We start from the raw sequence: 13,258 nt of genomic DNA on the forward strand, positions 1-13,258 counted from the left end.
CCACGTTTTCTTCACGCGAACCGGGCAATCTACTTCGCTCGAAAACGCTCGAGCTATTCCGCGGCCTGCTCGAGTGGCGCGACTCGCGGCAGGATGATCTGGATACGTGTGCCGCCGCCCGGTTCGGAATCCAGATCGAGCCGTCCGCCAAGCCTGTTCGTGACGATGCTGTAGACGATGTGCAGCCCGAGGCCGGTGCCGCCCTGGTCGCGGCGCGTCGTGAAGAACGGATCGAAGGCACGACGGCGGACGTCGAGCGACATGCCGCAGCCATTGTCGGAGAAGATGATCTCGACATTGTCCTTGCCGGACTCGCGCACCTGGATGTCGATGGTGCCCGGCCGGCCGTCCGGGAAGGCGTGCGCCACCGCGTTGAGAAACAGATTGGTCAGCACCTGGCCGTACGGTCCGGGATAGCTGTTCATGGTCAGATCAGGCTGGCACTCGACATTGAGCGTCAGATTGTGCTTGCGAAGGCCGGGCCGCAGACTCATCACCACCTGCTCGGTGAGGTCACCGAGATCGAAGCTGCGCTGGTCCGAATAGTTGCGGTCGGCGGCGACTTGCTTGAACGATTGGATCAGCTCGGCGGCGCGATTGAGATTGGAGACGAGCTGCGAGGACGCGTCGCGGCTGGTATGGAGAAAGTCGTTGAGCGTGGAGCGGCGCAACTCGCCCCGCTCGACCTCGGCGGTGAACATCGCGGTCTTGCGCTCCAGCGCGGAGGCGACCGTGAGGCTGATGCCGACCGGATTGTTGACTTCGTGCGCGACGCCGGCGACGAGGCGCCCGAGCGCCGCCAGCTTCTCCGCCTCGATCAACGAGGCCTGGGTCTCGCGCAGATTGCGCAGCGCGGTCTCGGCGGATTCCTTGGCTTTCCGCATCTCCTGCTCGCCGCGCTTGCGCTCGCCGATGTCGAGCGCCACGGTGACGATCCGCTCGATCTCGCCTTCTGCATCGAGCAGCGGCAGCTTGTTGACGAGCCATTGCCGCATGTGGCCGGAAGAATCAATGTACTCTTCTTCGTAGAAGCCGAGACCTTTTCGCAGCGTCAGTACGCGCTTGTCGCTCTCGTCGGACTTGGCCGCGCCGTAGCGCGACATCAGGTCGGCCGTTGTGCGGCCGAGCGCATCGCCGGGCTCGATTCCGAAGATGCCGGCCATGTAGCGGTTCATCAGCACGTAGCGCAGGTCGCGGTCCTTGACGTTGATCACCGCGGGCACGGTATCGATGACCTGCTGAAGCAGGCGCCGTCCTTCGGCGATGGCGTCTTCGGCGCGCTTCTGGTCGGTGATGTCGCGCAGCGTGCCCTCGTAGCGGACGATGTTGCCGGCCTCGTCGCGGACGCCGGTGGCACTGTCGGACAGCCACAGGATGTCGCCGCCGCGCTGGCGCACCTGGTATTCGAACTCGCGCACCATGCCGTCGCGGGCCATCAGCCGCTGATATTCGACGCGTGCCTCGGGATTGACGTAGATGGTGTGGGCGATGTCGTTGATGCTGTCGATCAGCTGCTGCGGGCTATCGTAACCCATCATCCGTGCCAGCGCCGGATTGGCGTTGAGGAGGTCGCCGGCCGGCGTCGTGACATAGATGCCATCGACCGAGCCCTCGAACAGTTTCCGGTAGCTCTCTTCGGCGAGGCGCTGCTCGGTCAGTGCGCGCACCGCCGCCTCGCGCGCCGTGTCGGCCTCTTCCAGCGCGCGGCGGAACACTTCGGCCGCCCGCGCAATGTCGCCGATCTCATTGTCGAGGTCGGCGGACGGGATCGAGGTGTTCTTCTCGCCGGCTGCGAGCGCGCGGATCGACCGCGCGATCTGGGCGAGCGGACGGACCGTCCGCCGCACCACGAAACCGGCCGCGAGAATGCCGATCAGCACGCCGATGGTACCGAGCACGATGCTCTGCCAGCGCGCCTCCGTCAGCGTGCGGGCAAAGTCGCGCGACAGCACGTGACCGCGCCGGGCGCTGACCTCGCGCAGCAATTCGGTGACGCGGCCGATCAGCCGGCCCTCGGTTCCCAGCACCTCGCGGTCGATGTCGGCGATCTGCCGTTCACGGACCGCGACCGCGATGATCGCCTCGGCGTAATCGTTGACGGCCGATCTGAGCTTCGGATCAGCGATCCCCATCGCCCGCATGCTCTGCGCCGCCTGCTCGGCCGCGGACGGGTTGCGCGCAAGCAAACCGAGCGCGATCCGGCTCTGCGCTTCCGACAGGCGGGACGCCAGTTCTCGGTCCCCGGTGCCGGAGACAGCCGCGTCGAACTGGTCGCGGAGCGGCGGCAGGCCGGCGAGCAGCTGTGCGCGGCGGTCGATCAAGGTCGAGATGCGCTCCAGGCCGCTGCGATAGGTCGCAAGCCGCTCGCTGACCCCGTCGATCATATCCTGCTGCTCGGGCACGAGCTCGATGCGGGTCTTCTTCAGGATGTCACTGAGCGTCGAGGCCGCCTCGCCCACCTGCTTGAACTGGATGCCGGCGCCGGGATCGGTGACGAAGTCGCGCGCGGCGAGCCGCAGCTCGTTCATGCGGCGGTCGATGTCCTCGGCGAGATCGCCGACGCTCTGCAGCCGCTGCAGCTCGGCAAAGGTCCTGTCGATGTGCCGGATCGCGATCACGCTCGCGGTCGAGGTGACGATGATCACCGCCAGCACCAGAAGGAAGCTGCCGAACGTGAGCTGGCCGATGGAGAGCGAGAATGTTCGCTTTTTCTCAGGGGTCGGCGTCAATTCGGCGGACATTGGTGATGTGAGGACCGGGCTATTGGAGCTCCAATATACGACGTATTGCGGTCCGGGGGGAACATGCCTCTGGCCGCCGAATATCCTTAATATTGCAGCCCTGCCGTCCTCCTTGGCCCCGCATTATGACGTTTTGACGCCGGCCGGCCGCCGCGCCGGGATAGTCATGGCGGCGACGCCGAGGACGACGCAGGCAAGGCCGATCCAGGCGGTCCGGCTCAGGCTCTCGCCGAGAAAGGCGACGCTGATGGCAACTCCGATCGGCACGCGGAGATAGGCCTGCGCGGTGGTGCCGACCGAGCCCAGGCTCTGGATCAGGCGGAAATAGATCACGAAGGCCGCGGCGGTCGAGAAGGTCGCCAGCGCGAGCAGCGCCAGCACGGAACTCAGCGAGGGCGACAGCGTCCAGGGCTGCTCGACGATGAGCGAGGCCGGGATCAGCGCCGCAGCCCCCGCCAGCAGCGAGCCGGCCGCAGGCGCCATGGGATCGAGGCCCTTGAAGCTGCGACCGAAGATCGCGGCGCAGGCGTAGCAGATAGTGGCGGCAACGATGGCGGCCTCCGCGACGAGGCCGCTTCCGACATCATGGACGGCATCGACGCCGACGATCAGCAGGATGCCGGCCATGCCGGCGACCACGCCGACCAGCTTTCGCGGTGTCGTCGCCTCGTGACGCGTCACAACGGCCGTGAGCAGGAAGGTGAAGATCGGGCCGGCCGAGTTGAGGATGGTCGCGAGCGCGGCATCGACGTGGCGCTCGCCCCAGGCGATCAATGTCCAGGGGATCACGCTGTTGAGCACGGCCTGGAAGGCGAAGCGTTGCCAGGTCGCGGCATCCGTCGGCATCCTGATGCCCCGCGCCCACATAATCGCGAGCAGCAGCAGGCCGGCAATCGTGGTGCGCGCCGCGATCAGCGTGATCGGTGGGATCGTGGCGACGCCGAGCTTGATGAAGGTGTAGGAACCACCCCAGAGCGTCGCGAGCGCGAGCAGCAGCGCCAGCTCGACGGCGATGTTGTTGTCCTGCCGGTCGTCCATGTCGCGTGCTCCGCCCCGTTGTCCGGGACGGAACCTAGCGCGTCTGCCCTCGCAGATACTTCGCTTTGTATCGAACTGTCCTAGCCGAGCGCCCCGACCTCGAACACTTCGCCGTCATAGCCGGCCTCGCGGGGAATGCGGAGCTGGCGGCCGGTATCGGTCTTGGTCATGACAGGCATCACCGTCACGACAGACATGCCGCGGGCGTGCTCGAGCGCGGCGCTCACGCTCGACTGCTTGGCGAGCCGGATCAAATTGCGCGTGGTCGGGAACGGCAGCTTGAAGCGGCCGCTCTCGCCGCCCTCCACCGCCTCGCGCGGCGAGATCCAGATCGAGTCGGTCGACTCCCGGCCATCATGTGCGCCGAGCTGGTCGGGCGGTGCCGCCGCAAGGAAGAACCAGGTGTCGAAACGTTTTGGCATTCGCTCGGGCGTGATCCAGTGCGCGTAAGGCACCAGCGTATCGAGCGCGAGCTGGAGGCCGTTATCGGCCAGAATGCTTAGGAAGCTGATCTTGTGCTCGTTGAGCGCGAGGCGATGCGCATCGGCGATCTCGCCGGCGCGCCTGGCATCGACCGGCGTGCCCGAGTCCTTCGAGCGCGCCAGCAGGATGCCGCTTTCCTCAAAGGTCTCGCGGATCGCGGCGATCCGAAAACCGCGGTCCGCTTCACTCAGGCCCTCGCCGCCCGAATACAGGTCGGAGCGCTTGACGATCTCCTGATCGCCGGCATCGACGCTGCCGCCGGGAAACACCAGCGCGCCCGAATTGAACTCGATCTGATGATGGCGGACCATCATGAAGACTTCAATTTCCTTCGCTGCTGCGCCGTCGCGCAGCAGGAGGATCGTCGACGCAGGGCGTGATGCTGTCGTCTCGGCCATTCGACTAACCTGCCGCGCTGGATTGCGGGCCGAGATTGGCGCGCTTGTCGACGCGGGCGACCCGCGACAGCAGGTACTCGACCTCTGCCTTCGCCGCCGGCGTGATAGTGGCGCCGGGCTTGCGCTGGGCGCTGGAGGCGATGATGCCGCGCTTCTGCAGCACGTATTTGCGCACGGCGAGGCCAGCACCAGGCTGCTGCTCGTAGCGGATCAGCGGCAGATGCGCGTCGAACAGATCATGGGCGGCGTCGCGCTTGCCTTCCTTCGAAAGTCGCACGACGTCGATCAGAAGCTCGGGGAAGGCATAGCCGGTCATGGCGCCGTCGGCGCCGCGCTCCATCTCGAAGTCCAGAAAGAGCCCGCCATTCCCGCAGAGGATCGAGAGCGGCCGCAGCGAGCCGTCCTTCTGGAAACTGCGCAGCGTCGAGATCTTTTCCAGCCCCGGCCAGTCCTCGTGCTTGAGCATCACGCAGTTCGGATTGTCGGTGACGATCTTGCGGATCACAGCGGGGGTGAACACCACCGACAAGGTCAGTGGATAGTCCTGGAGCACCCAGGGCAGGTCGGGGCCGATCGCCTCGGCCGCCTGCTTGTAATAGCCGATGATCTGGTCGTCGGTCCGCAACGACGGCGGCGGCGCGATCATCACACCGGCCGCACCGGCCTCCATCGAGGCCTTCGCCAGCGAGCGCATGGTGGCAAAACCCGGCGCCGAGACGCCGACGATCACCTGCATCTTCTTGGCGCGCTTGACGAAGCGTACCGCCACCTGTTCGGCCTCGGCGGCATCGAGCTTCGGCGCCTCGCCAAGAATGCCCAGCACCGTGACGCCGTCGCAGCCGACCTCCTCGTAGAAATCGGTCAGGCGGTCGATCGAGCGCTCGTCAATCCGGCCGTCATCGTGGAACGGCGTCGGCGCGATTGCGAAGGTGCCCTTGGCGTCGGGGGTGAGTTTCATCTAGTCCTCTATCCTCTTGTTCGTCATTCCGGGACGATGCGTTAGCATCGAACCCGGAATCTCGAGGTCCCGGGTTCGCGCGCTGCGCGCCCCGGGACGACCATGGCCTAAAACCGCCGCGCCCCCATCTTGATCTGCTCTTCGGAGAAGAAGATCTCCTTGGCATGATCGGCGATGTCCTGGGCCTTCCAGCCCGTGTGCGGCGGCTTCCAGCCGTCCATTTCCATCATCCGCATTTCGCGCACGCCGCGGGGCCCGGACACGCCCAGCACCTTGCCGGTCTGGTCGCCGGACAAGTCGCTGACCATGTATAGCACGGCCGGCGCGATGCCGTCCGGCCCCAGCGCGGCACCGGGGTTCTCCTTATAGCGGGGCAGGTCTGCGGTCATGCGGGTCAGCGCGCCCGGCGCGAGCGTCCAGATCCGGATGTTGTATTTGCGGCCCTCGATCGCCAGCACGTTGGACAGGCCCCAGATGCCGCCCTTGGCCGCGCCGTAATTGCTCTGGCCGAAATTGCCGATCAAGCCCGAGGTCGAGGAGGTGTTGACGATGACCCCGCCGCCGTTTTCCCGCATCCAGCGAAACACCGGCATGGTGCAACAAAAGGTGCCCTTCAGATGCACCTTGATGACCTTGTCCCAGTCAGACTCAGAGGCCTTGGCGAAGGTCTGGTCCCGCAGAATGCCGGCATTGTTGACGAGGATGTCGGCGCGGCCGAAATGCTTGATGGCGTCGTCGAACACCGACTGGCCGCCTTCCATGGTGGAGATGTCGGCGCCGTTGGCGACCGCTTTGCCGCCTTCGGACTTGATCGCATCCACCACGAGCTGCGCCATCGATGTGTCGGCGCCGGAGCCGTCACGGGGACCGCCGAGGTCGTTGACGACGACGGAGGCCCCTTCCCGCGCGAACAGCTTTGCGTAGGCCTCACCGAGCCCCCCGCCCGCGCCGGTGATCAGCGCAACCTTGCCGTCGAGTAGTCCCATGGTGGCGTCTCCCTTTGTTGTTTTGCTCCGTCATGGCCGGGCTTGTCCCGGCCATCCACGAACTTGGTCGCCAACCGCGCGGAAGAACGTGGATGCCCGGGACAAGCCCGGGCATGACGAGATAACTCAGAGCGCGTCGAGCGGCATCATCAACCCAGCACCGTCTTGCCGTTCTTGATCACGGTGACGCCGCGAGACTTCACCTTGGCTTCGAACGAGATCGTGCTGCCGTCCTTCCAGAGATCCATGGTCACGGTCTCGCCGGGATAGACCGGCGAGGAGAAGCGCGCGACGTGCTGGCGGAAGGCGGAGGCGTCGTAGTCGGCATAGGTCTGGAGTACGCCGCGGCAGGTGATGCCGTAGGTGCACATGCCGTGCAGGATCGGGCGCGGGAAGCCGGCCTTCTTCGCGAATTCGGGATCGGAGTGCAGCGGGTTACGGTCGCCGCAGAGACGATAGACAAGCGCCTGGTCCGGGCGCGTCACGATGTCGATGGTCGTGTCGGGTGCGCGCGACGGGATCTTGTGCGGATCCGGCTGGGTCAGGTTCGGCCCGCCAAAGCCGCCGTCGCCGCGGGCGAAGCGCGAGGCGACCAAAGTAGCCAGCTTCTCGCCCTTCTCGTTCTTGAGCACGGTCTGGTGGCTGATGACGACGCCCTTGTCCTTGCCCTTGTCGTAGACTTCGACCACGGAGGAATCGGCGGTGATCTGCGCGGCCACCGGCAGCGGCTGGTGGAAGGTGATGTCGCGCTCGCCGTCGACCACCATCACACGGTTGAGGTTCATCTCGCCGGGACCCGCGCCCCACGCCGCGACGGATGCAAAAGTCGGCACCACCTTGAGCGGCCGCGGCGTCAGCGTGCCCTCGTTGACGAAAGCGAGCTCGTTCTCGTCCATCGGATCGGCGCCGAGCCCGATGCCATAGGCATAGAGCATCACTTCGCGATCGGTGTAGGCATATTTCTGGCCGAGGTTCTTGAGGCCTTTGAGTTCGTCGTATCTGGCGGACATTTTTGTTGTTTCCTCCCGGCAGCTTCAGCTGAGCGGCGCCTATTGTTGCGCCCTCTCCCCTTATGGGAGAGGGCTACAAGGTGCCCGCAACAAACTCGTTTGGGTGAGGGGTTCGCTCCTCATCGAACAATCTCTCTGTGGAGAGATACCCCTCATCCGGCGCTTCGCGCCACCTTCCCCCACAAGGGGGGAAGGGAAGAACTCACCGCGCCTACTACGCCGGCGTGAAGAACGGCAGCGGCGCGCCGTCGGTCGGCTTGAACACCACCTTCACCTTCTGGCCGATCTTCAACGTCGTCAGATCGCAGTCGACGAAATTGGTCTGGAGCGACGGCCCCTCCTTCAGCGTGACGTAGCCGATCGCGTAGGGGCCGGTCGGCGACTTTCGCATCAGGCTGTAAGTGTAGATCGTGCCCTCGCCCGAAGACTCCTCCCACACCGTCTTGTCGGAGTAGCAGAACGGGCAGATCGAGCGCGGGAAGTAATGCGCTTCGCCGCAGGCGGTGCAGCGCTTGATCATGAACTTGCCCTGCTTGGCCGCGTCCCAGAACGCGGCGGTCTCGGGGTTGGTCACGGGCGCCGGATATTTCTTGGCTTCGCTCATCACACGCGCTCCAGAATGGCCGTTGAGGCGGCGTGGCGGACGCCGAGCAGGCCGCCGGTGCCGTGGGCGATGGCGAGATCGCAATTCTTGACCTGCACCTTCGGATGCGCCTCGCCGCGCAGTTGCCGCACGGCCTCGAGAATCTTGGTCATGCCGCCGCGGTTGACGGGATGGTTGCTGCAGAGGCCACCGCCATCGGTGTTGAACGGCAGCTTGCCGACGCCCGAGATCAAATTGCCGTCGGCGACGAACTTGCCGCCCTCGCCCTTCTTGCAGAAGCCGAGGTCTTCGAGCTGCATCAGGACGGTGATGGTGAAGCTGTCGTAGATCGAGGCGTATTTGATGTCCTTCGGCGTGATGCCGGCCTCCTCGAACGCACGCGGGCCCGACCAGATGCCGGCGGAGTACGTGAGGTCGAGATCCTTGCCGCCGCGTGGCCCCTTCATCGCCTCGCCATGTCCGATCAGTTTGACCAGCGGCTTCTTCAGGCTTTTTGCGATCTCGGGCGTCGTCACGATCAGCGCGCCGCCGCCGTCGGAGACGACGCAGCAATCCATGCGATGCAAGGGATCGGAGATCATCGGGGAGTTCAGAACGTCCTCGACGGTGACGACGTCCTTGAGCATCGCGTGCGGATTGTATTGCGCGTGGTGCGAGGCCGCGACCTTGATCCAGGCGAGCTGCTCGCTGGTGGTGCCATAGTCGTGCATGTGGCGCATGGCACACATGCCGTAGGCATTGTGCGTAGTCGCGCCGTAAGCCGTCTCGAAATCGGCTTCCGCGCCGGCCGCGCGCGGCGGCATCGCGCCGGTGCGCGGCTTGCCGGCCAGCGTGATCAGCGCGATCGAGCACTTGCCCGCGGCGATGGCTTCAGCGGCGTGGCCGAGATGGATGATGTAAGAACAGCCGCCGGTCTCGGTGGAATCGACATGACGGAGCTTTTTGGTGTTCAGCCCGAGATAATCGACCATCGGCCAGGCGCCGCCCGGGGCATCGCCCGCGCAGAAATAGCCGTCGACATCGTCCTTGCTGAGCCCGGCATCCTCGATCGCGCCCTTGGCGACTTCGGCATGGAGCTGCGCGGTGGATTTGTCCGGCGCATGCCGGGTCGGGTGTTCGTAGATCCCGGCAATGTAGGCCTTGCCCTTGATGGTCAAATAAGGTCTCCGCTGGCGTTTCTCACTTCCGGTTTTTTCTGAACCGCTGCTGCCCTGTTGGCAAGCGCGGAAATATTCCGCCGGGCGAGAGGGCAGCGCGTTGGCGCAAATCGCCGAGGTGCGGTGGGAGGGCCTCTGCTGCCGGATCGTCCTTGCGAGCGCAGCGAAGCAATCCAGGAATCTTTCCGCGGACGCTTTCTGGATTGCTTCGCTGCGCTCGCAATGACGGGAACGACGGGCAGAACCCTAAAGGTGTTTTGCCCGACGGCACAAGCGGTTTCGTTTTATCGAAAAACCCTTTTCCGCGAAAACAACCCCATGCACAGTAGAATGGTGGTTGATTTCATACAGGAATTTGTGGGGTGGATTAGCGAGCCCACCCCACAAATTCTACTCCGCTGCGATCTGCCTTGGTGCCGGCGGCGGGTTGGCCAAATCGGCGGCGAGCTGGGCGTAGCGGGCCTTGGCGTCTGCGACAGCCTTCTCCTTGACCGGGCCGTAGCCGCGAATGCGGTCGGGCAACGACAGCAGCTCCACCGCGGTGTCGATCGTGAGCGGCGACAGCAAGCCGAGCACGGTGGCGACGTCCTTCTCGTAGCCGGCGATGAGATCGCGTTCGAGCTTGCGGTCCGCACTGCGACCGAAGATGTCGAGCGGCGTGCCGCGCAGGAACTTGAATTTTGCCAGCATACGAAACACCGGAAGCATCCACGGGCCGAAGGCGCGCTTCTTCGGGCGGCCGAGCGCATCGACGCCCCTGCTGAGAATAGGCGGGGCCAGGTTGAAATTGAACTTGAAGTCGCCTTCGAACTGGTCTCGGAGCTGCTTTTCGAACGCGCCGTCGGTGTAGAGGCGCGCAACCTCGTATTCGTCCTTGTAGGCCAGCAGTTTTGCGTAATTGACCGCAACGGCGCGCGTCAGCGCCTCGTCATAGCCGCCCTGTCTGGCGGCGTCGCTGACCTGGTCCACCAGCTTGCGGTAGCGCTTGGCCAAGCGGCCGTTCTGATAGGCGGTGAGGTGTTTTGCGCGGTGCTCGACGAGTTCGTCGAGCGTCATGGCGTCCAGCGTCTTCGGTGCGACGACTTCGTCAGTCCCCTTCAGCATGCCGGCGAGGCGCTGGGGATCGGCGACCGCGAGGCGGCCGAGGCGGAAGGCTTCCTTGTTCATCTTGATCGAGACGCCATTGACCTCGATCGCCTGCTCGATCGACTCCGCCGACAGCGGCAAGAGGCCCTTCTGATAGGCGTAGCCCATCATCATCATGTTGGTGGCGATGCTGTCGCCGAGCAGCTGCTCGGCCGGCTTGGTGAAGTCGAAAAACACCGAGTCCTCATGTAGCGCGGTCTCCAGCAATCCGTTCAGCTTGCGGGTCTGGAAGTTGAAGTCGCGGTTGAGAACGAAGTCGGCGGTGGGAATGACGTGGCTGTTGATGATGCCGCGGGTGCGGCTGCTATCGCAGAGCGAGATGGTGTCCTTGGCAACCGCGACCACCTCATCGGCGGCGAGCACGACATCGGCCGTGCCGGTGACGATGCGCGAGCAGGTCACCTCGGCCGGATGATCGGATAGGCGGACGTGGCTCAGCACCGCCCCACCCTTTTGCGCCAGGCCCGACATATCGAGGATCATCGAGGCCTTGCCCTCGATATGGGCGGCCATGCCGAGCAGCGCGCCGATCGTCAGCACGCCGGTCCCACCGACGCCGCCGACCGCGATGTTGTAGGGCTTGTCCAGGTTGGGGCGCGATGCCGGCTCAGGCAGATCGCCGATATCGCCGACGCCCGCAGGCGCGCGCTTGCGCATCTTGCCGCCGTCGACCGTGACGAAGGACGGGCAAAAGCCTTTGACGCAGGAATAATCCTTGTTGCAGGTCGACTGGTTGATGGCGCGCTTGCGACCGAACTCGGTCTCCAGCGGCTCGACCGAAATGCAGTTGGATTGCACCGAACAATCGCCGCAGCCTTCACACACCGCCGGATTGATGAGCACACGGCGCGCCGGATCCTCCATCGTGCCGCGCTTGCGGCGGCGGCGCTTCTCGGCGGCGCAAGTCTGCACGAAGACGATGGCGGACGCGCCCTTGACCTTGCGCAGCGTTTTCTGGACCGAATCGAGCTCGTCACGATGCGCGGTCTTGACGCCGGGCGCGATCTCGTTCGCCGGATAGGCGTCGGGATTTTCCGAGACGAGATAGATCTCGCGGATGCCTTCGCTGTGAAGCTGGAAGGTGATCTGCTGCGGCGACAATTCACCGTCGACATGCTGGCCGCCGGTCATCGCGGTCGCGTCGTTATAGAGGATCTTGTAGGTGATGTTGGCGCCGGAGGCGATCGCCTGGCGGATCGCGAGGCTGCCGGAGTGGAAATACGTGCCGTCGCCGAGATTGGCGAACACGTGCTCTTCCTTGGTGAAGGGGGCAACGCCGACCCACGGCACACCCTCGCCGCCCATGTGCGTGAAGGTCTCGGTGGAGCGATCCATCCACAGTGCCATGAAGTGGCAACCGATGCCGGCAAAGGCGCGACTGCCTTCGGGCACCTTGGTCGATGTGTTGTGCGGGCAGCCGGAGCAGAAATACGGGGTGCGGGCGACAGGCGCGGTCGCCTGCATTTGCGACGCCTGGCGGCCGTTGAACCAATCGGCCTTGGCGCGCAGCATCGTTGCAATTTCGGGATTGAGATCAAGTCGAAGCAGGCGCTCGGTCAGCGAGCTCGCCAGTGAGGCGACGCTGAGTTCTTCGGCAAAGGGCAGGAAGCGCTTGTCGTGATCGTCCATCTTGCCGATGATGCGGGGACGGACATCGTCGCGCCAGTTGAACAGCTCCTGTTTCACTTGATTTTCGACGATCTCGCGGCGCTCTTCGATGATGAAGATTTCCTCGAGGCCCACGGCGAATTGCCTGACGCCTTCCGGCTCCAGAGGCCAGGGCATGCCGATCTTGTACAATCGAAGCCCGATCTTGGCGGCGACCTCGGGCGTGATGCCGAGCTCGCGCAGCGCCTGCCGGATATCCTCGTAGCTCTTGCCGGACGCCATGATGCCGTAGCGGGCGTTCGGCGAATCCATCGTGACACGATTGACCTTGTTGGCGCGCGCAAAGGCGATCGCGGCAAAGCCCTTGTAGTCCTGCAGGCGGCGGTCCTGGGCGAAGCGGTCGTCGGGCCAGCGCAGATTGAGACCACCTTCGGGCATCTCGAAATCGGTCGGGATCACGAACGGCGTCATCTCGTCGGTGAGGTCGATCTCGGCGGTGGTCTCCACCGTCTCCGTGATCACCTTCATGCCGACCCAGCACCCCGAGTAGCGCGACATGGCGATCCCGAGAAGGCCCATCTCGATCATCTCGTGGACGCTCGACGGGTAGAGATAGGGCATCAGCGCCGACATGAAGGCGTGGTCGGACTGATGCGGGACGGTCGAGGATTTTGCGCCGTGGTCGTCGCCGGCGAGACACAAGACGCCGCCGTTCTTGGCGGAGCCCGCGGCATTGCCGTGGCGGAAGACGTCGCCGCAGCGATCGACGCCGGGGCCCTTGCCGTACCAGATGCCGACCACGCCGTCGTACTTGGCGCCGGGCGAGAGGTTGAGCTGCTGCGAGCCCCAGACCGCGGTGGCGGCCAGATCCTCGTTCACGCCGGGCTGAAACTTGATGTTGTATTGCTCGAGATGCTTGCGCGCCGCGAAGAGCTGCTGGTCATAGCCGCCGAGCGGCGAGCCGCGATAGCCGGAGATGAAGCCCGCGGTGTTCAGCCCCGCGGCACGGTCGCGCCGGATCTGGGCCATCGGCAGGCGGACCAGGGCTTGAATGCCGGTTGTGAAAATATGTCCGGTGTCCTGGGTGTATTTCTGATCGAGACTGATCGGACCCTGGTTGATGCCCATT

General features: G+C 64.8%; 9 protein-coding genes. All 9 read right to left on the bottom strand.

The features are described from left to right. Positions 1–53: 53 nt before the first annotated feature. Positions 54–2,741, bottom strand: coding sequence for a PAS domain S-box protein (locus tag ABIB66_RS15820; protein ID WP_354209304.1), 2,688 nt, complete (start codon positions 2,739–2,741; stop codon positions 54–56). Between the two features lie 123 nt (positions 2,742–2,864). Beyond that, positions 2,865–3,779 carry a DMT family transporter gene (locus ABIB66_RS15825; protein ID WP_354209303.1) on the bottom strand — a complete coding sequence of 305 codons (915 nt, stop codon included), beginning with the start codon at positions 3,777–3,779 and terminating at the stop codon, positions 2,865–2,867. 80 nt (positions 3,780–3,859) lie between these two features. After that, entirely contained in the window at positions 3,860–4,660 is an 801-nt protein-coding gene (locus tag ABIB66_RS15830; RefSeq protein WP_354254996.1) for an NUDIX hydrolase, read from the bottom strand. A 4-nt stretch (positions 4,661–4,664) separates the two neighbouring features. Further along, positions 4,665–5,618, bottom strand: coding sequence for a dihydrodipicolinate synthase family protein (locus ABIB66_RS15835; RefSeq protein WP_354209301.1), 954 nt, complete (start codon positions 5,616–5,618; stop codon positions 4,665–4,667). Between the two features lie 107 nt (positions 5,619–5,725). Then, positions 5,726–6,604 carry an SDR family oxidoreductase gene (locus ABIB66_RS15840; RefSeq protein ID WP_275168068.1) on the bottom strand — a complete coding sequence of 293 codons (879 nt, stop codon included), beginning with the start codon at positions 6,602–6,604 and terminating at the stop codon, positions 5,726–5,728. A gap of 149 nt (positions 6,605–6,753) precedes the next feature. Beyond that, positions 6,754–7,614, bottom strand: a complete 861-nt coding sequence (locus ABIB66_RS15845; protein WP_354209299.1) for a MaoC family dehydratase — start codon at positions 7,612–7,614, stop codon at positions 6,754–6,756. 214 nt (positions 7,615–7,828) lie between these two features. Continuing rightward, a complete protein-coding gene (locus ABIB66_RS15850) occupies positions 7,829–8,218 on the bottom strand; it encodes a Zn-ribbon domain-containing OB-fold protein (protein ID WP_354209298.1) in 390 nt (129 codons plus the stop codon). Next, positions 8,218–9,375, bottom strand: coding sequence for a thiolase family protein (locus tag ABIB66_RS15855; protein WP_085360843.1), 1,158 nt, complete (start codon positions 9,373–9,375; stop codon positions 8,218–8,220). Before ABIB66_RS15855 ends, ABIB66_RS15850 begins: the two co-directional genes overlap by 1 nt. Positions 9,376–9,765: 390 nt before the next feature. After that, a complete protein-coding gene (locus ABIB66_RS15860) occupies positions 9,766–13,257 on the bottom strand; it encodes an indolepyruvate ferredoxin oxidoreductase family protein (RefSeq protein WP_354254997.1) in 3,492 nt (1,163 codons plus the stop codon). Between the last annotated feature and the right edge of the window lies 1 nt (position 13,258).

Origin of the sequence: Bradyrhizobium sp. F1.13.3 (genome assembly GCF_040548265.1) — a bacterium.
Lineage (GTDB): Bacteria > Pseudomonadota > Alphaproteobacteria > Rhizobiales > Xanthobacteraceae > Bradyrhizobium.